This window comes from Aeromonas sp. FDAARGOS 1404 (assembly GCF_019047085.1).
GTDB classification, from domain to species: domain Bacteria; phylum Pseudomonadota; class Gammaproteobacteria; order Enterobacterales; family Aeromonadaceae; genus Aeromonas; species Aeromonas veronii.
The window spans coordinates 2,775,747-2,795,260 of record NZ_CP077237.1 but is presented as its reverse complement, the minus strand read 5'-3'; the positions used below and the strand labels follow the sequence as shown (position 1 = coordinate 2,795,260).

Genomic DNA, 19,514 nt, shown 5'->3' with positions numbered 1-19,514 from the left:
AGGTGTATCCAGGTTAGATTTCGATAGTTGGTATATTAACTTAGATAGCGTTAGGGTATATGTATTCAATGGATAGAATCACTATATACCTAACGCATATCATGGTTAGGTAAGTCACGCCACATATAGCCTTCATTAATATATGCTGGATTAGATTTTAACTTTGATAGCACTTCATTGATATCAGATATAACTCTATAACCCCACTCAGTTTTCGGTGCAGCAACATAAGTTGATATTTCTTTTGGCTGTCCAGCTATCGGAAGAACTTTGAACTTCCCTAGATAAGCCTTTTTATTTAAATCAGATACTGTTGATGAGCCATACCCAAACTTACTTTCTGTGTAATAGATAATTTCCTCTGGGTATGCGATGGTAAAACCATTTACATCTTTTAATAGCATATCCAGGACATTACCCATCGGAGCATTGAGAGAGTAGTTAACTCTCTTATTTGTTTTATCTTTAATTGCGAGGTCAAATTTACTTCCATATGAACGAGATGCTATGAAATAGCCAAGTTTATCCTTCGATTGAATCAACCGAAGCAAATCAACACCGTCTCCATCAATTATATACTGCTTATAAGTGTTAAGCTCACTGGATGGTATGATTACATGTGGTGCAGTTGATAGTGTTTTATGAAAAGTAGAAAATGTTTGATACTTCTCTCTTTCAGGTGTCTTTATCATATTTCCACAAACAACTTTCTGTCCTTGCTCCATCATATGCCGGATCCTGGCGATGTTAGCCCATATGATCACATGGTTATACTGGGGCAATTCAGCTCTGATCATAGCGTCAGTAACATCAACCACACCTCTACCTGAATAGCTACCATCCTTAATATAAAATGGAGGGATATCATATTGAACCCAATGGATTGTCTCTTTTGCAGTTACATCGACAGATATAATAAAAGAGATGAGTATTAGAAGAATCCTTTTCATGGCAATTTCACCTCTCTATTATACTGATATAAACCATAGTGCGGCGATTAGTCAGCAACACTAACATCTTCACAAGAAAATATTGGCATACGTATGCGCTTTCGTAAACCTACTAACGTAGAAATTTCTGGTTTTCTGTATCGTCAAGGATGGTGCTGAACGTTGATACGCTGAACTCTCCCGCTTGTCGCCATACACGGCAGCATGAGGCTTGATTGTTGCTGTCCCATAGAGCCCATAGAGCTTGTACGCTATGTGGCGTGCTCTTGAGATCAAGTGCTGTCAGTCAATGGTTAGATAAAAAATGGTTTTCAGGTGAGAACCACACCTACACAATCAGTATTTGAAAATCATGGAATTTTGATATATGAACTATATTTTCGCCTTAAATCATCAATATCTTTTTTTGCTTTCCTTTCTTTTTCCTCTAGTGCTTTTATCTCATTTGATTTTTCTTTCAACAACTGCTCAAACATTACTTTAGCCAGCTCTCTTGATTTAATATCCACGATGCTTGCCAAGTCTTTGGATTTTTCTGTTAAGGCATCTTCTCGTGCTTGTAGTGAGATGAGGCTATCATTTAAATTTTTCTGTATTAGATCTAAGGAAGCTGAACGCCTACGTATTTCGACTTCATTAGCATCAAGCTGAGCCTCTTTGGCTTTAATGGTTCTATTTATATCATCAACCTGTGAATAAAACTCAGCCTTAAGTTCATCTAAATTGAGAAGATCGCGTAGTAAGTCTTGCTTTTGATCAACTTCATCTTGTATATGATAGAGACGGTCTTTCAATTCCATTTCAAAGCTTCTGTATTGATCTTCCAATAGGATTATTTTTTCCTGTGCCTCTAAAATAGACAACTCTTTTTCTTTTAATACTCTCTCCCATCTTCTCAGAATTGCGTTAGCCTTGCCTTCTGCATGCCGAGACTGTTGAATTACTCGCTGCATATCACTTAGCTCAGATTGACTCGTATTTTTTATCGCGTTGTATTCTGCATTAAGCCTTTTAACCTCTGCATCATGTTTTGAACTCAATGATGAATACTGATGCTGTAAAGATAATAACTGCTGCCTATTATGGGAGTACATCATTTCGGAGAAGTTGCCAATAGGAGCCACAGACACCCATTTTTTAGGGCATTTTTTAAGATAATCTCTAATCTCTTCTTTTGAGATTATCTCTCCTTTCACACGAAATAGACTAAGGTCAAGTTCAACGCAGGTTGCATTCACCATTTTTAATTCTTTAATTTTTTCTCGACCACAAAAGTGCGTAACTGCAACTTCGATGAGAACCTTCTCTCCATCGATGAACCCAATTACATCCGGGATAACTCGGCCCTCATAAACCTCACATACCATCTCATCAAAAACTATGTTTTTATGGATTGGGTTTATAGTTCCAATCGGCAGTATCAACTGCCTATCCGTTGCTAAAACCTCTTTAGCCAAGATATGTATTTCGGTTTCTGGCCTCCAGGTACAGGAATTCTGCTCGATTGAATTAGGCTCATGAGCAAAATAATGGGCTTTAACTTGCCCTTTCATAGCCCAGACAGCGCCCTGACAACCTATGCATGTGCAATTGCATGCTTTTCCACTCACAACGTCTTTGACATCAACGATATGGCCGTTGTCATCAAGGGCGCGAGTCATCAGGATTCTTGCCATATCTACCCACAAATGAAACTATTAATTAAAAAATTATAGCGTAATAAATATATTATTTTTAGGTCACAATAATTTGTGAAGTGGTACATGTGAACGCTGTGCCATGTATGAAATCAAACACTCCTTTTTTAATTTTACAAGCTGTGAGATGTGGGTTATTAATGCGCTCACTTGGAGAGTAACCAGAACCGGTATCTAGAAATAGTTGATTCCCGACAAATCGGGGGTAGTCCACAGGGGTATGTCCAGAAATAATAAGGTCAACTCCTGATATGGAGTTTTCTTCCTCAGATGAAATGACACTTCGCCCCCACAGGATCTCACGCCGATATTCATTTAAAACAGAGTCACAGATTGGCCATGTCTTCATTGGAACCTCTGAGTGAATAACCCCAATATGATAATCTTCAAGCTCTACTGATAAAGTGAAGCTCATATTGTTCACGATAAGGGCTCGACACTCCTGGCGCTCCTCATCTGTAAGTGAGAACCACCACCCCCCACCGTTTCTTTCCCAAATAGAGCGTTTATATGGTGATGAATTATCTTCATCCAGAATGAATTCCTCATGGTTACCTACAACAGAATAGAACCAACCTTGCGCCGTTAACCTCAAACACTCTAGTGAACATGCCCCACGATCAACTAAATCGCCCGTGCAAATTACCCTATCAATATCAGGATCAAAGTTCACCACAGACAGAATGCGCTTCAAAGAAGTAATTTGCCCATGTAAGTCACCAATAAAATAATCTGTCCCCAGATTATTTTTCTTGAGTATCTTGTGAGTTATAATATTCATTCCACTCATTGCAGCCACCAAAAAAATATGGAATACTTAAACATAATACTCTATAATGTTTTATTGTATATGATAAAGAGCAAGAGTTGAATATGAGTCCTCTAATTACAATAAAATCAGCTTCATTGGCGAACGTTGATAGCTCGCAAGATGCGTTCGACTCAGAGTTTGCTCTTGTAAACAGCTTGCAATCTCTTGTGAGAAAGCAATTTAAGAAAAATATCGGTTTTGAAAGAGAGTTCGACTGTGGTTTTGGCATAGCTGATGCAATCATCTTCGAGTATAAGAGAAGGAAAGCAGCCTTAAATTTGGGGCAGATCACACCTTCTTGGGCATACACACTCAAACAGTTGCCATTAAAAACCAACTTTGATGCCGAGCACATTTCTAAAATTTCAGGCGCATCTATCTCATTATCGAAAAAAGCGATCAAAGAATTTGTTGATGCAGGTTACTGCAAACAAAAAGAAAATGGTATCTATGTAAAAGTAAAAGAGCCTGAGAATATTGTAGATACAATAAAGGCCGTAGAAGCAAAGCTGAAAGATTGGAAGCGAGCTCTTTGGCAAGCGAGTCGTTATAAAACTTTTGCTAATGAAAGTTGGGTTGTACTTGACAAAAAGCATGCAAACCCCGCAATAAAAAATATTGATGAATTTAAACGTTATAATGTTGGATTGGCAACCATCTCTATAGAAGGTGATTACTTAGTGCATTTCTCCCCTGTTGAAGAAACGCACTTTTCTGAAATCGCCTACTGGAAAGCTAATGCGATGATTGCGCAATCCTTATTAAACTAAACCATTGGATTGTGCGAATATACGAATTGCATTACTCCAAGTATTCAAATGCTCTCCATTACCATGCTTGTCAAGCTTGAATGCATCGCTAATGATTTCATCATGTAGATCTATAGCTTCATCAATCCATGCATTGAGCTGGTTATACCGTCCCTGAGTGTTCAAAGATGAAAGTGTATCAATTTGGCTGCTGAACACTTTAAAATAGTGTTTATACAAAATAGGGGAGTTGAATGTAGGATCTTTGGTTTGTTTAAATGCGGCATCAGACTCATCTGTTGCAGTATATATTTTATCCCAGATGACAGGGTATCGATTTTTTAAGATTTTGGCTTCATCGAAGTTAATCCAGTTCAATAATTTAGGCAGGTAAATTCTGGCTTTAGGCCCTCTTCTATCCCCATCGGTCACAATGAACTTGTCTAAAGAAAACATTCTAGTGTTCTCAAATGCGCCAACAGTTAGACTTATTTCACCAGCCAATGAATATAGTAATGATTCAGTATTTGAATACCCAACCAGAACCTCTAAGTCAGCATCACATGATGCCTTAATAACATCCATGTACTGAGTCAGAAACGTCAGATCATTTATTTGCTTTGTACTCCTGTCATGCTGGCAGAACATATAGACACCATCAATTTCAGGGTAACTTGTAATCCAGTTGAGAACTTTATTTCTATACTCATTGCTGTTCACCATTGAAGCGGTCATTGGCACGGTTAGTAAAACCTTTTTGCTACCAAGTGGATCTTGCTTCTTTATCTCTTCAAGAAATGGATGTACAAACTGCTGAGATTGACCGTCTATATATTTATCATCAAAATACTCATAAAATCTTGCTGGAATGATGATTTCTAAAAAATCATTCTCCAACTGGAATTCAACACATCGTTTTGCCGCCTCGTAAGAGACAGCCATAAAGTCAATTGTTGAAAAGCCCTTTTCCCCCATAATAGTATTTGGGAAAAAACTGTATGTTTGTAACTTCTGCTTTTGAGAACTAGGCAAATAGAACTGTGGATCAAACAATGAAGCCGACTTAAGATTTTTATTATATTCTGAAACAGTTGTACATGCTTCATGAACTGGACTGAAAATGATACCATCGCCAATATGATCTGTTTCGAAAGAATCTCTATTCCAGTTAGCGCAGTGTCCAGATTGATGAAATAAACGTAAACTCATATCCGCTCCTTAATTGCATTCAATTCATTGATGATTTTACTTGGAACACGATATCTCAGATATGGCTCCTTGCTCATCATTTTTTCAATTATATTTGATAAATCTCTATCAATACCCTTTGTATGTAAAGCATCAGGAGTGTGGCTGCATACTCGCTCTAATATTTCATCATTATAGTTTGTGCCATCAGAAACCATAAATGGGTGCTGTCCAGTTAGCATCTGGTAACAAATAATGCCGATAGAAAAGAGATCACTCTTGAATGAGATATCTCTCTTTGCATTTTTAGCTTGCTCAGGGCTCGCATAGGCAGGCGTACAGGGGCCAAAATCACAGAAGCTATACGTTACGCCAGCAGAACCTTCTTGCCGTAATAGACCAAGATCTATAATGACAAGAGAACCATCATCTTTAACTAAAATGTTGTCTGGTTTTAAGTCCCTATGTACTAATTTTTGTGGATGGCCCCATAAGCAATCCATTGCAATAAGTATTTTTTCTAAAAATGAGATAACTGCTGGCTCATTATTATAGCCACTCATTAAATTCGTTAATGGCTGAGCATTCATTCTTTGCTCTATACTCACAAACTTAATCGGATTCAGTGGTTCCTCAGTTTCTGGGTGGAGAGTGATTGCTTCATGAAAAAATAATCGAGGAAATGATGGACTTCGGATTTGATTAAGAACCTCAACTTCTTTTTCCATGTATGAGATAGTTGTTCTTGATGTCACACTCGACATTTTAAGAACAACCTCTCCCCACTTATCACAATTTTCAGGTTCAATATCTGAACGACCAGTAAAAATACCAAAGTATACAGCCCTTTGACCAGATGCCTTAGGTACACCCGTTATTTCGAAATTTGGGTATAAGGCCCTTATCAATTCGATGGACTCTTGATTTCCTTCTAGCATTAGCAAATCTCTCGCAAGGCTGAATAGAAAAAGATCTACTACAATATTTTCGTAAAAAAATATATATATCTGTTTCCAGGTTTTGATCTTCATCAAGATTCAATTAGAACTAACATCTGGACTCATCTTTTCCCTTGACTATTGTTTGAACTGTCATTGCTTTCCCCCATGGGCGACAAAGCTCTGATAGCATGTACCAATCCAGCAGCCCATGACTTCATTCTGATGTAAACCTGATGGTGAAGACGTGTAGTAGGGTGATTACAGCGGCTGTTGCACGGTAGGGTTAAACCAAGCGGCAGTCTGTTACTTTCCAACCCACACAGTCATAGGTCATTCCGCGCTCCACTGACGTTCTCTCATGCGTTCACTTGCTATTCGGTTCAGTTCAGTATCTTCGACCCACACCTGGTAGCAGACCAAGAGATCGGGTGGCATGCAGTTGAGGGAGGGGTAGTTGCCGTTAAGGATTGCAACTTCACAGCCCCGAGACATCAGAACTGGTGTAGTATGTCCTCTATACGCAGAGAAAGACGTTCGAAAAATTGTGTAAACTTTTTTATCGTAAATGCATGAGATGTTGACACGAACTGCATTAATGATAGGTTTAATGCGATTTAAGGACGTGTGGGTGAGATAGCAAGGTGGATAGAACTTGTGGTTACTTGGCTTGTACTCAACCAACTCACACACACAGTGGCAGTTACACTGAAATGTTCCTGCCCTTCCCTTCTAAGAACAGAATATTGAAAAGGCCCTGATAACTCAGGGTCTTTTTTTATGCACTCAGGCTGAACCTCTCAGCCCGAAAGGGATATAACGCTTTTTGGTTGCCTCCCCTACAGTGATGGATATTCTCCACAGGAACGCTTTGTGAAAAGTGTAATGAAACTGCTCACCCCTTTATTGCTACTGCTGACCAGCATGCTCTCCGGCCAATTGCAGGCAACGCCACTCAAGGTCGGGGTCAGCTTTGCCATCCCCCCTTATGTCATCGAAAGTAATCAACGTGGCATCGAGCTGGATCTGCTGAAAGCGGCGTTCGCAGGCAGCGGCTATGAGCCCAGCTTTGAATTTCTGCCGCTGGAGCGTACCTTCCGCCTGTTCGAGTCAGGAAAGCTGGATGCCATCATCAACGTCAGACCCGGTATGGTTGATCCTCACGTTCTGACCCAGCCCGTTATCACCTTCCATAACCGGATCTTCACCCTGCGCAGCACCCACATCAGTACTCTGGACGACCTGCATTCAAAACGGGTCACCGCCTTTCAACGGGCAAGGATCATTCTGGGGGGCGCGTTCGCCACCATGGCCAACCAGAATCCCCACTATGAGGAGGTAGCCAAGCAGCAGGTGCAGGTACATCAGCTGATGCGCGGCCGGGTGGATGCAGTGGTACTGGAGGAGCGGGTGTTCTACTACTACCTCGACCAGCTGATTGCCACCGCCCAGGCAGGCGAGCACTACGAGCGCAATCAGGTCAGGCAAGCAGACCTCTTCCCGCCCACCGTCTATCACTTTGCCTTCCGAACGGCCGATGCCCGCAATCTGTTTGATGAGCGCCTTGAGGCGATGCGTCAGGATGGTCGTTATCACCAGATTTTCGCGGCTTACGGCGCTACGCCGTGAGCCACAAACATAAAAGCCAGCCGGTAAGGGCTGGCTTTGTACTGGCTCCGAAGGAACAGCAGTAGGGGAGCGTTACTTCATTGCGCTGCCGTTTTTCAGTTCTGCTTTCTGACGTTTGGCTTCGCGTTTCTCTTTCAGTGACATCTGCGGTTTTTTCTTGGCATCTTTGCCGTTGTGATGTTCTTTGTTACTCATCATCAAACTCCAAAAATGTTACCCAGACAGTTGGTTCCTCATGGGAGCCAGCATGCCATCCGAATCATCAACTTCAGTACGCTTGGTGGGATGGTGCAAGACCATCACCAGACCCAGCATACCCTCCAGCGGCATCCGGATCCAGCCTCATTCTCGTCCAAAAAATGCCGGTCTCCGCCCCCTGAGCGCGGAGGCCAAACGACCTCGACAGGAAAGACCAAAAAAGAGTAATTCGCATTATTAAATGTTGTCACGCTTATATTAAGCCATCGTAGGCTAGATATTTTCACGGATAAATATAAATCCCTCTCATTATTTATTGCCGCGCAAGAGGCCACCATTTTAATAAGCATTCGCAATATCACCGAAAACATCAGGTTACAACACCGAATAGGTTATTTCCGGTCAGCCGGATATAATGCGCGCCGCACCGAAATATCCGTTTTTATTCAGGAAGCTGTGACATGAACAGAAAAACCAGAGCCGCCATGGTGTCGGTCTGCTCCAATATCAGTCTGATCATCATGAAAATGGTGGCCGGTTTCGCCAGCGGCTCGGTCAGTATCATCTCGGAGGCGATCCACTCCGCCATGGATCTGGTGGCGGCCCTGATCGCCCTGTTCGCGGTGAAAAAGTCCGATCTCCCGCCCGATGAACGCCACCCCTATGGTCACGACAAGATTGAAAATGTCTCCGGCGTCATCGAAGCACTGCTTATCTTGCTGGCCGCGGGCTGGATCATCTTCGAAGCCGTCGACAAGCTGATCACCCCCAGCCCGATTGAAAGCATTGGCTGGGGCGTGCTGGTGATGGTGATCTCGGCGCTGGTCAACAGCGGTGTCTCGGCCTACCTCTACAAGGTGGCCCGAGAGGAGGAGTCGGTCGCGCTGGCTGCCGATGCGCTTCATCTCAAGGCGGATGTACTCACTTCAGCCGGTGTCGCCGTCGGTCTTGGCGGGATCTGGCTGGCCGGTCTGTTCGGCTACTCCCTCGCCATCCTCGACCCGCTGGTCGCCATTGCGGTCGCCATCTTTATTGTCAGAGAGGCGATCAGCATGCTCAACGAGGCCTTCCAGCCGCTGATCGACCAGAGCATGAGCCCGGAAGAGCTGGCGATGACCAGCCGCATCATCACCGAATGCTGCCCTGCCGCCAGTGGTTTCCACGATCTGCGCAGCCGTCGTGCCGGACGCCGCCGCCATATCGACTTCCACCTCACCCTGCCCCCGGAGATGAGCATCGGAGAAGCCCACGATATCTGTGATCGCATCGAGCACGCCATCATGGCGCAGTTGCCCCACGCCATCGTGCTGATCCACGTCGAACCGGAGGAACAAGAGCTGCCCTCACCGCTCGCCATAAATTGAAATGTGGCAAACAGGCGGGAAAGTGGCAGCGAAATAACGGAAAGTTGGCACAAACCCGCATTTTTACTGCCGGAAAGCCGATTGCATAAGAAGTGATCGGCACAACTGTGTTAGGGTGTCTAACCACCCTGCCGCAGGAGCACGCCGTGAAAAAGCTGGAAATGAAAGATCTGACCGAGGCCGAAAAAGCCGAGATAGCCTTGTTATTGCAAAAGGCACAAGCCAATGCAGACCACCAGCTGACCAACGGGGAGCGGAACAAGATCCGCGAAGAGGGTCGCCTGAAAATTGTGGCGGACCGCGCCGAAGCGGCCAAGGCTGCCTCCAAGCTGGCTCGCGAGAAAGCCAAAGAGCGCGCCAAGAACCAGGTGCTGCCGGAAACCTTCAGCTGGATTGATTCGGTCAGCAACAAGTTTCGCAGCAAGCGCTGATCCCTTCTTGCAAAACGCCCGCAGGCACTTGGTGCCAGCGGGCGTTTGCATGTCTGGGCGATGCCCGATGAACCAGATTTGGCGCCGCCATTGATTTGCAGCTCAGAAGCTAATCGCGGCAGCAAAGAAGTGATTTACATTGCGCGTTAGAGAGAACGCCAACTGACAATCCCCATCTATCGCCAGCTTTTCATTTTTTCTCATATTTTTTGCCAGAACTGGCTACATAGTCAGGACAAAAAAGCCGAATCCGGTTTGCTACAGGGTGATATGAGTCCTCGTTGATTTTTCTATGCCGTTGAAATGCATCATGTTTACTATAAAAAATGATATTTTTGGCTGTTACAAAACATTAATATTGAGATAAAGTTTGCTTTAAAAATGAGAGCGTGTTTTAATCTTTCTCGATGGTTCGGCAGTTCAGACCTGATTATGTTAGGCAGTCATTTTAGTAAAGCAGTGATTAGCATAAGCGTTATCCTCGGATAATTCTTATCAAATAATTCTCCTTCTTTAGTGCTCCCCATACGTATTGCTGACGAAAAATCAAAAATTGCCATTTAGGTGGCATTAAACACTATTTAAGGAAATTATTATGTCTAACAAAATGACTGGTACCGTTAAGTTCTTCAACGCTGAGAAAGGTTTTGGTTTCATCTCCCCGGCTGACGGCAGCAAAGACGTGTTCGTACACTTCTCCGCTATCCAGTCCACCAGCTTCAAAACCCTGGACGAAGGTCAGCGCGTTGAGTTCACCATCGAGCAAGGCCAGAAAGGCCCGGCTGCTGCCAACGTAGTTGGTCTGTAATTCAAGCCGGAGCATGCTGCTGATGGCTCATGCCAACTGCTGACAGCTCTGCAAGAATTAAAAAAACCCGCTTCGGCGGGTTTTTTGTTTTTCCCCGCTTTTTCCTCACTGAGTCTCCCCTCCCCCGACCGCTTGATCCCTCCCTTACACGCTCTCACCGCTTGAGTCTTAGAATGAGCTCCGAATGGACTCAAAATGTAAAATAGTGACGAAAAAGTCAGGTTATCCGCTGTATTTGCCGCGAATTCTTGCTATTTTGCGCGCCACCAACGCAAACGATTTCCTTCACACTTTCAGGATTAGTTATGGCAAAGCAAGATATGGCCGCCCAAACAGGGACAGGCGGCTTTCTGGACTCTTATTTTTCCATTTCTGCGCGCGGCAGCAGCGTGCGTCAGGAGCTGGTCGCGGGGCTGACCACCTTTCTGGCGATGGTCTACAGCATCATAGTGGTGCCGAACATGCTGGGTGCCGCCGGCTTTGAGCAGGGTCCCGTCTTCGTGGCGACCTGCTTGATCGCTGCCTTCGGCTCCCTGCTGATGGGTCTGTGGGCCAAACTGCCGATGGCTATCGGTTGCGCCATCTCTCTCACCGCATTTACCGCATTCAGCTTGGTGCTGGGTCAGGGGCTGAGCATTCCGGTCGCTCTGGGCGCCATCTTCCTGATGGGTGTGCTGTTTACCCTGATCAGCGTCACTGGCGTGCGCCAGTGGATCCTGGACAACCTCCCCTCCGGCATCGCTCACGGCACCGGCATCGGTATCGGTCTGTTCCTGCTGCTGATCGCCACCAACGGCGTCGGCATGGTGATCAAGAACGAAGGGGCCGGTCTGCCGGTGCAACTGGGTGAAGTCACCGCTTTCCCGGTCATCATGACGGTGCTGGGTCTGGCCGCCATCTTCGGTCTGGAGCGTCGCAAGGTGCCGGGCGGCATCCTGATGGTGATTATCGCCATCTCCATCCTCGGTCTTATCTTCGACCCGAAAGTGACCTGGCAGGGCTTCTTCGCCATGCCGAGCCTGACTGGCGAGAAAGGCTCTCTGGTAGGCAGCATGGATCTGCTGGGCGCCCTCAATCCGGTGGTCATTCCGACCGTACTGGCACTGGTGATGACCGCCGTGTTTGACGCCACCGGCACCATCCGTGCCGTGGCCGGTCAGGCTGGCCTCATCAACGAACGTGGCCACATCATCAGCGGCGGCAAGGCCCTGACTGCCGACTCCGTCAGCAGCATGGTGGCAGGCGCCGTAGGTGGTGCTCCGGCTGCCGTCTACATCGAATCCGCCGCAGGCACCGCGGCCGGTGGCAAGACCGGTCTGACCGCCGCGCTGGTCGGCGTGCTGTTCCTGCTGATGATCTTCCTCTCCCCGCTCAGCTATCTGGTACCGGCTTACGCCACCGCACCAGCCCTGATGTACGTCGGTCTGCTGATGCTGGGCAACGTCACCAAGCTGGACTTCAGCGACTCGGTCGATGCCCTCTCCGGCATGCTGTGCGCCGTCTTCATCGTACTGACCTGCAACATCGTGACCGGCATCATGCTGGGCTTCGTGGCGCTGGTCGTTGGCCGCATCTTCGCTGCCGAGTGGAAGAAGCTGAACGTCGGCACCGTCATCATCGCCCTGGCGCTGGTGATCTTCTATGCCGGTGGCTGGGCCATCTAACCCGTCCGCATATTCCGGTTATAGCGAAGGGCCCTGCAGGGCCCTTTTTCATGGCTGTGAGTCAGCTAACAGTTTCCCGCCCGCTTGCCCTGCGCCGTTTCAGATTGAAACACCGATTCCCCTTCTGCTGTTTCAAATCCGAACCAAACAGGCCGTCATTTTTATCCCTCTTTCTGTCGTTAGACTGGCTCCATCAACCATTTGCCCACCCGTGCGGTGGCAAGCCAAGGAGTGAGCCATGAAGAAACTGATCAATGCCGTCGATGCCGTGGTCCGTGAACAACTGATGGGGATGGCAGCCGCCCACCCCGAGCTCAAGGTACGTATCGAACCCCACTACATCACCCGCGCCGACTCCCCCGTGATGGGTAAGGTGGCGCTGGTCTCCGGCGGTGGCAGCGGCCACGAGCCGATGCACGGCGGTCTGGTGGGCAAAGGGATGCTGGATGGCGCCTGCCCCGGCGAGATTTTTACCTCTCCGACGCCGGATCAGATGTACGAGTGCGGTCAGGCCGTTGATGGTGGCGCGGGCGTGCTGTTTCTGGTGAAGAACTACACCGGTGACGTGCTCAACTTCGAGACCGCGGTCGAGCTGCTGCACGGCGACGGCGTCAAGGTGGGCTTCGCCCTGATCGATGACGACGTGGCGGTCAAAGACAGCCTCTACACCGCCGGTCGCCGTGGCGTTGCCACGACCGTGCTGTGCGAGAAGCTGGTCGGTGCCGCCGCCGAAGCGGGCTACGATCTGGCACGTTGCGAGGCGCTGGCCCGCCGCATCAACAACCAGAGCCGCACGATAGGCGTGGCCATGCATGCCTGCACCGTGCCGGCCGCTGGCAAGCCCTCCTTCACCCTGGCGGACAACGAGATGGAGTTCGGCGTGGGCATTCACGGCGAGCCGGGCATCGAGCGCCGCCCCTTCACCGACCTCAATACACTAGTGGACGACATGTTCAGCGAGCTGGCTGACAACACCCCCTACGGCCGTACCCTGCGCCATTGGGATCGCACCAGCGGCAGTTGGCAGGAGGAGCACACCTTTATCGAACCGCTCAACAAGGGCGATCGAGTCATCGCGCTGGTCAACAGCCTGGGCGGCACCCCCATCTCCGAACTCTATGGCGTCTATGGTCGCCTCGCAACCCTGTGCGAAGAAGCGGGCATCCATCTGGTGCGCAACCTGATCGGCCCCTACTGCACCTCCCTCGACATGACCGGTATCTCCATCACCCTGCTCAAGGTGGATGACGAGCTGATGACCCTGTGGGATGCCCCCGTTCACACCCCCGCCCTGCGTCGCGGCTGCTAAGGAGAACCTATGTTAAGCAAGCATCACATCGTCAACTGGCTGCTCGACTGCGAGCATATCTTCACCGAGCAGCGTGACTACCTCACCGCGCTGGATACCGACATCGGCGACGGCGACCACGGCCTCAATATGCAGCGCGGCTTCGCCAAGGTGGCCGAGAAGCTGCCCGCAGTGGCGGACAAGGATATCGGTCAGGTGCTGAAAACCACCGGCATGACCTTGCTCTCCTCGGTCGGCGGTGCCAGCGGCCCGCTCTACGGCACCTTCTTTATCCGGGCGGCAGCCAGCACCGACGCCTGCCAGAGCCTGAGCCTCAGTCAGCTGTGCAAAATGCTGAGCGACGGGGTGGAGGGGATCGTCTCCCGCGGCCGCGCCGAGCCGGGCGACAAGACCATGTGCGATGCCTGGTGGCCGGCACTGGCGGCCCTGCAACAGGCGCAGCAGCAAGAGCTGCCGCTCAATGAAGCGCTGGACAAGGCGGTGGTAGCCGCCGCAGCCGGTACCGAGGCGACCATCCAGATGCAGGCCCGCAAGGGGCGCGCCAGCTATCTTGGCGAGCGCAGCATCGGCCATCAGGATGCCGGGGCCACCTCGACCCTGCTGCTGCTGACCGCCCTGCGTGACAGAGCGAGGTTGTGACATGATCGGAATCGTAGTTGTCTCTCACAGCGCCATGCTGGCGGCCGGCTTGAAAGCGCTGGCCGACCAGCTCGGCAGCCCGGCCCGATTGCTGCTGGCGGCCGGGGTCGATGACCCCGACCACCCCATCGGCACCGATGCCATCGCGGTGATGAGTGCGATTGAAGAGGCGGATGACGGTAGTGGCGTGCTGGTGCTGATGGACTTGGGCAGCGCCCTCCTGAGTGCCGAAACCGCCCTCGAACTGCTGCCCCCCGAGTTAAGCGCGAGGGTGCGGCTCTGCCCCGCCCCGCTGGTCGAAGGTACTCTGGCCGCCGTGGTGGCGGCCGGTTCCGGCCTGACGCTGGACGAGGTCGCCGCCGAGGCGCTCGGCGCGCTGGGCCCGAAACAGGCGATGCTGCCTGCCAGCCCAGCGCTGGCCGCCACCGAGACGGCCCCTGTTGCTGACGACGGCTGGCTGCGCTGTGAGGTGGTGGTCGATAACCCCCACGGCCTGCATGTGCGCCCCGCCGCCCGACTGGTGGCCGCCCTCAAGCCCTTTGCCGCCGAACTCAAGCTGCAAAAGGGGGATAAAGAGGCCAATCCCCGCAGCCTGACCCGGCTCGCCATGCTCAACGTGCGTCAGGGCGACGCGCTCACCCTGCTGGCACGCGGCGAGGATGCCAATGCCGCCCTGGCCTGCTTCCAGCAGCTGGCCGACGAGCATTTCGGCGACTGAGCTGCCTGCTTCAAGGCGCGGCAGCGACCTTATCGGCCAGCCGCTGCGCCACTGTTGTGCAAGTAAAGACGAAGGAGTCCCCGGCACTGCCGCCCCTTCGCCCCTTTTAGTTTTAAGAGAAGTCTTAATAGATAAAGAGAGGGATAGAATATGGACCGCATCATCATCAGCCCCAGCAAATACGTACAAGGCAACGGGGCCCTCGCCAATATCGGCAACTACGTCAAGGCGCTCGGTAGCAAGCCGCTGATCCTGGCTGACGCCTTCGTCACCAAGCTGGTGGGCGATACCGTGGCCACCAGCTTCCACGGCGCGGGGATCAAGCCCGAGTTCGACTGCTTCAACGGCGAGTGCTCCCGCCCCGAGATCGACCGCCTGCTGGCCCGCTGCCAGCAGACCCCTTTTGACGTCATCATCGGCATCGGCGGCGGCAAGACGCTGGATACCGCCAAGTCGGTCGCCTTCTACCAGAAGGTGCCGGTGGTCATAGTGCCCACCATCGCCTCCACCGATGCCCCCACCAGCGCACTGGCGGTCATCTACACCCCGGAAGGGCAGTTCAGCGAATACCTGATGATCCCGACCAACCCCAACATGGTCATCATGGATACCGGCGTGGTCTCCCGCGCCCCCGTGCAGCTGTTGGTCTCCGGCATGGGGGATGCGCTCTCCACCTACTTCGAGGCGCGCGCCAACAAGGTCTCCGGTTGCCAGACCATGGCCGGTGGCGCTTCGACTCTGGCGGCGCAGGCCATCGCCGAGCTCTGCTACAAGACTCTGCTGGCCGATGGTTACAAGGCCAAGCTGGCGGTGGAGCAGGGGCTCTGCACCAAGGCGGTGGAGAACATCATCGAGGCCAACACCTACCTGAGCGGTATCGGCTTCGAGAGCAGCGGGCTGGCCGCCGCCCACGCCATCCACAACGGCCTGACCCAGCTGGCCGAGTGTCACCACCTCTACCACGGTGAGAAAGTGGCGTTCGGTACCCTGGTGCAGCTGGTGCTGGAGAACGCCCCGATGGCGGAGATCGAAACCGTACTGGGTTTCTGCCGCTCGGTTGGCCTGCCGACCAACCTGCATATGATGGGGGTCAAGGAGCTGGATATGGCGCGCCTGATGGAGGTGGCCAAAGCCTCTACCGCCGAGGGCGAGACCATCCACAATATGCCGTTCAAGGTCACTGCCGAGGATGTGCTGGCGGCCATCGTCACCGCCCACCAACTGGGGCTGTAGCAGCGCCACCACTGACCTTGCCATATAAAAACGGCCCCGCAACTGCGGGGCCTTTTCGTTTTCTACGGGCCGGTTTGCAACGGCCTCAATAGCCATCAGCCGTGATAGTCGGCGGGATCAATTTCGAGCAGCTTGAGCCGCCGCCAGAGGGTGGTGCGACTGATGCCAAGATGCTGGGCCATCTGGCTCACCTGCCCCTTGCAGGCGTGAGCGCAGCGCAAAATGGCTTGCCGCTCCAACTCCGCCAGCGTGAGCAGCGGTTGCCCCACTACCTCGTCCGCCACCCGCTGATAACCGTGCCGAATGGCGGCAGGCAGCGCCTCGGGCGGGATCGGCCCCTGACCGGCGTGAAGCAGGGCATGCTCGACGGCGCTGCGCAGCTCCCCCAGATTGCCGGGCCAGGGATAGGCGAGCAGGCAATCGAGGGCCGCCGGACTGAACTGGCGCACCGGCTCGCGACCCTGCGCCGCCAACTGCTGGCTGATAAGACCCGGCAGATCCGCCGCGCGCTCCCGCAGCCCAGGCAGCCACAGCTCGCACGCCTGCAAGGCATAGAGCAGCTGGCGGCCAAACAGCCCCTCCTGCACCAGCTGCTCCAGCGGGGCGCTGCTGGTAGCGATGATCCGCACCTTGAGCGGCAGGATGCGGGCCGAATCGAAGCGCTGAATGCGGCCGGTCTTGAGCAGTTGCAGCAGCGCCGCCTGCATGGGGGCGGAAAGACACTCTACCTGCTCCAGCACTAACGTGCCGCCGTGGGCCAGCTCGAACTTGCCTGCCCGCTCCTGCCCCGCTTCGTCGGAGCCCATCAGCTCCAGCGCCATCCGCTCGCTCGGCAGCGCCTTGCAGTTTAGGGTAATGAGCGGCCCGGCGGCCCGCTCGCTGCCAAAGTGGATCGCCTCCGCCAACTGGGCCTTGCCCACCTCCTCCTCACCGCGCAGCAGGATCGGCCCCTGACTCTGGGCCGCCTGCCGGGCGTAGCGCAGCAGCTTGCGCATGGCGCTCGACTCCCCCACCAGCGCCGACAGCTCGGGCACCGTCTGGCGCAGCTGGTGAATGGCCCGCAGCCGATCGACCGGGTGCAGCAGGGCGATAAAGCTGACCCCCTCCGGCCCCGGCAGCGGCTTGAGGCTCACCAGCGCATTGATAAACTCCCCCTCCTGCCCACCGAGCCGCTCCAGCGTCACCTCCACATGACTGAGCGGCGTCTGCCCCCTGATGGCCAGCTGCAACCGCTGGGGCAACAGCAGGTGCTGCTCCAGCGGTTGGCCGAGACAGAGCGCCGGATCGAGCCGCAGCCGGTTGGCCGCCAGCGCGTTGAGATAGCGCAGTCGGCCCTGCGGATCCCAGGCCAGCACGCCGTCATCCATGCCATCGAGCAGGGCGTACAGTTCGCTCAGGTGGTGCTGGGACTCCTGCATCAGGGTCTCCATCTGCAGCAGATGGGCCAGCTCACGCCCGGCACTGACGGTGAGCGCCAGATCGCCGGCGCTCGCCTCCTCCACCTTGCAAATCAACGCAATGATGGCGACCTGACGGCCATTGCTGTTGTAGACCGGGCTGGCGCAGCTGTGCCACGGGTGGAGGGTCTGATTGAAGTGTTGGGGGCCGCTGACGCAGAGCGGCACGCCCTCCAGCGCCGCCAGATTGATGGCATTGGTGCCGATGCGCCCCTCGCTGAAAAAGGCGCCGGGGCCAAACCCCAGCGCCGCCAGCTCGCGCAGGGTGTCGGGATGACCGGTCTGGGCCAGCAGGCAGCCGCTCTCGTCGGTGAGCAGCAGGGCGCAGGGGCGCCCCTCCATAAATTCGTAGAGATCTTCGAGGGCCATCTCGCCGGTGGTGAGCAGGTCGCGCTTGCGCTGGCGCAGGCTCTGCAAGGTCTGCCCCTTGGCGCTGTGGGGCGGATGCCAGAGGGTGGCACTGGTCTGGTGGGCGCAGCGCAGCCAGGATGCCTGCAGATAGTCAGGCCAAGCGAGCAGCGGCTGAAGGTCAGATGGCATGGTCACAGCAATATCCGGCAAGATGTGAGCCGACCATTTAACCACGCCAGCGCACCCGATTCAGTGACCTGCCTCAGAGGGTGGCAAGCCCGTCATTCTCCCGGTCGGGTTCACACGCGAATTAGGCGACAAGGTCACCGGTGGTGGCGGCATTCACTGCATCACCATTCACCAGCCCGCCCGCCTGACCCCCTCCTACCCACTGATAACCCGGGGCGTTGCCACGCCCCGGGTTATTTGTCTCCGCCCATTTCTGTTGACCACAAGTCTCTGAACCAGCCGCCATTCCGCATCTTGGCCAACTACGCCATATGGGGTGTCATTTCGATCACACTCCCGAGTTATTCATATAGGAGGAAACTGGGTAGTTCTTTCCATTGCGGCTCCAAGAGCGTATTTTTGTCCCACAGGGAAAATGGTCCCCCAAAAGTACCAATAAAATGCAATCAAAACTAACTAAAAAACAAAAAATCACTCCAATTTAATTCATGTAATTCCAGGCTATATTGAAATTTATTAAAACATTCAAATTGATTGCTACCTAATCACCATTCTACCTTCGGAGGTTCTGTGGAAAATAATATAAAGAAGTTTGACAAGTTAGTGGCTTTAATCCTTGCAGAGCTATACAGAAAATTCCCAGTCAGAAGTCACGTCGATATTTATCATGTTTTCGAATGCACTGAGCAAGGAGGAGTAGATGATGAGGGAGTGTGGAGAGAACCGTCTGATTTATCAGAAGATGATCGCCAGTTCTATTGCGATACCATCAAATGGTTAATCGATACAGGTTACGTGATAGGCACTATTGAACATCACAATAGTTCAAGTGTAACTCTATCAATAAAAGGATTACAGCTACTTAAGTCAGTGCCAAATTCTCTAAATAGTTCTGATACTCTTGGGGAACAATTGCTATCGTTTTTGAAAAGTGGGGCAAAAGATGCTGCAGGTCAACTAATTAGTTCTGCCTTAAGCCTTGATAACTTACTAACTCGGGTAGGTAATTTATTGAGTTCTGCACAATAAATATAACCATCGTCTCAAGATAGGTCATTAACGAGCCCGCAGATTCTATTAGCCGTAAGGCGTAATCGAACCGGCATGGGACGGTCATATATGGGATATGCAGGTTAGTGTGGATCAACCAATCTGACTCGATCGCCATAAACCACGATCACCACAAACAAA

The 19,514-nt window shown here is 51.5% G+C and carries 18 protein-coding genes; 11 read left to right on the top strand and 7 right to left on the bottom strand.

The window, feature by feature from the left end; all coding sequences use genetic code 11:
* Window positions 1-89: 89 nt before the first annotated feature.
* The 3 genes from I6L34_RS12995 to I6L34_RS12985 all read right to left on the bottom strand — a co-directional run bounded on the left by I6L34_RS12995 (window position 90) and on the right by I6L34_RS12985 (window position 3,428).
* Window positions 90-950 (bottom strand): TIGR02285 family protein, encoded by an 861-nt coding sequence (locus I6L34_RS12995; RefSeq protein WP_216954813.1) that lies wholly within the window; start codon window positions 948-950, stop codon window positions 90-92.
* A gap of 350 nt (window positions 951-1,300) precedes the next feature.
* Window positions 1,301-2,611: a hypothetical protein gene (locus I6L34_RS12990; RefSeq protein ID WP_216954812.1), complete on the bottom strand. Its 1,311-nt coding sequence runs from the start codon at window positions 2,609-2,611 to the stop codon at window positions 1,301-1,303.
* 73 nt (window positions 2,612-2,684) lie between these two features.
* Window positions 2,685-3,428: a metallophosphoesterase gene (locus I6L34_RS12985; protein WP_216954811.1), complete on the bottom strand. Its 744-nt coding sequence runs from the start codon at window positions 3,426-3,428 to the stop codon at window positions 2,685-2,687.
* Window positions 3,429-3,520: 92 nt separating this feature from the next.
* On the opposite strand from I6L34_RS12985, the gene I6L34_RS12980 reads away from it, so the two are divergent.
* Window positions 3,521-4,228: a hypothetical protein gene (locus I6L34_RS12980; RefSeq protein WP_216954810.1), complete on the top strand. Its 708-nt coding sequence runs from the start codon at window positions 3,521-3,523 to the stop codon at window positions 4,226-4,228.
* On the opposite strand, the gene I6L34_RS12975 is transcribed toward I6L34_RS12980, so the two are convergent.
* Entirely contained in the window at window positions 4,220-5,416 is a 1,197-nt protein-coding gene (locus tag I6L34_RS12975; RefSeq protein ID WP_104015817.1) for a hypothetical protein, read from the bottom strand. The genes I6L34_RS12980 and I6L34_RS12975 overlap by 9 nt on opposite strands.
* On the bottom strand, window positions 5,413-6,426 hold the full coding sequence (locus I6L34_RS12970) for a protein kinase (RefSeq protein ID WP_216954809.1): 1,014 nt from the start codon (window positions 6,424-6,426) through the stop codon (window positions 5,413-5,415). Before I6L34_RS12970 ends, I6L34_RS12975 begins: the two co-directional genes overlap by 4 nt.
* Before the next feature lie 780 nt (window positions 6,427-7,206).
* On the opposite strand from I6L34_RS12970, the gene I6L34_RS12965 reads away from it, so the two are divergent.
* On the top strand, window positions 7,207-7,962 hold the full coding sequence (locus I6L34_RS12965) for an ABC transporter substrate-binding protein (RefSeq protein WP_234781296.1): 756 nt from the start codon (window positions 7,207-7,209) through the stop codon (window positions 7,960-7,962).
* 72 nt (window positions 7,963-8,034) lie between these two features.
* Here the strand turns inward: I6L34_RS12965 and I6L34_RS21960 are convergent, their stop codons facing one another.
* Window positions 8,035-8,160 carry a hypothetical protein gene (locus I6L34_RS21960; protein ID WP_019445191.1) on the bottom strand — a complete coding sequence of 42 codons (126 nt, stop codon included), beginning with the start codon at window positions 8,158-8,160 and terminating at the stop codon, window positions 8,035-8,037.
* A 461-nt stretch (window positions 8,161-8,621) separates the two neighbouring features.
* On the opposite strand from I6L34_RS21960, the gene I6L34_RS12960 reads away from it, so the two are divergent.
* The 8 genes from I6L34_RS12960 (at window position 8,622) to I6L34_RS12925 (ending at window position 16,326) form a co-directional block, all read left to right on the top strand.
* On the top strand, window positions 8,622-9,524 hold the full coding sequence (locus I6L34_RS12960; RefSeq protein ID WP_075116113.1) for a cation diffusion facilitator family transporter: 903 nt from the start codon (window positions 8,622-8,624) through the stop codon (window positions 9,522-9,524).
* A gap of 146 nt (window positions 9,525-9,670) precedes the next feature.
* Window positions 9,671-9,955, top strand: coding sequence for a DUF3811 domain-containing protein (gene yjbD / locus I6L34_RS12955; protein WP_005340165.1), 285 nt, complete (start codon window positions 9,671-9,673; stop codon window positions 9,953-9,955).
* 595 nt (window positions 9,956-10,550) lie between these two features.
* Window positions 10,551-10,763 (top strand): RNA chaperone/antiterminator CspA, encoded by a 213-nt coding sequence (gene cspA / locus I6L34_RS12950; RefSeq protein WP_005316548.1) that lies wholly within the window; start codon window positions 10,551-10,553, stop codon window positions 10,761-10,763.
* Between the two features lie 305 nt (window positions 10,764-11,068).
* Window positions 11,069-12,427 carry an NCS2 family permease gene (locus I6L34_RS12945; RefSeq protein ID WP_005340164.1) on the top strand — a complete coding sequence of 453 codons (1,359 nt, stop codon included), beginning with the start codon at window positions 11,069-11,071 and terminating at the stop codon, window positions 12,425-12,427.
* A gap of 238 nt (window positions 12,428-12,665) precedes the next feature.
* Window positions 12,666-13,736 carry a dihydroxyacetone kinase subunit DhaK gene (gene dhaK / locus I6L34_RS12940; RefSeq protein ID WP_064341830.1) on the top strand — a complete coding sequence of 357 codons (1,071 nt, stop codon included), beginning with the start codon at window positions 12,666-12,668 and terminating at the stop codon, window positions 13,734-13,736.
* 9 nt (window positions 13,737-13,745) lie between these two features.
* On the top strand, window positions 13,746-14,375 hold the full coding sequence (dhaL, locus tag I6L34_RS12935) for a dihydroxyacetone kinase subunit DhaL (RefSeq protein WP_216954808.1): 630 nt from the start codon (window positions 13,746-13,748) through the stop codon (window positions 14,373-14,375).
* Between the two features lies 1 nt (window position 14,376).
* A complete protein-coding gene (gene dhaM, locus I6L34_RS12930; protein ID WP_216954807.1) occupies window positions 14,377-15,093 on the top strand; it encodes a dihydroxyacetone kinase phosphoryl donor subunit DhaM in 717 nt (238 codons plus the stop codon).
* Window positions 15,094-15,243: 150 nt separating this feature from the next.
* A complete protein-coding gene (locus tag I6L34_RS12925; protein ID WP_216954806.1) occupies window positions 15,244-16,326 on the top strand; it encodes a glycerol dehydrogenase in 1,083 nt (360 codons plus the stop codon).
* Between the two features lie 95 nt (window positions 16,327-16,421).
* Here the strand turns inward: I6L34_RS12925 and dhaR are convergent, their stop codons facing one another.
* On the bottom strand, window positions 16,422-18,323 hold the full coding sequence (dhaR, locus tag I6L34_RS12920; protein ID WP_216954805.1) for a dihydroxyacetone kinase operon transcriptional regulator DhaR: 1,902 nt from the start codon (window positions 18,321-18,323) through the stop codon (window positions 16,422-16,424).
* Window positions 18,324-18,893: 570 nt separating this feature from the next.
* On the opposite strand from dhaR, the gene I6L34_RS12915 reads away from it, so the two are divergent.
* Entirely contained in the window at window positions 18,894-19,352 is a 459-nt protein-coding gene (locus tag I6L34_RS12915) for a hypothetical protein (protein WP_216954804.1), read from the top strand.
* The last annotated feature ends 162 nt before the right edge of the window (window positions 19,353-19,514 follow it).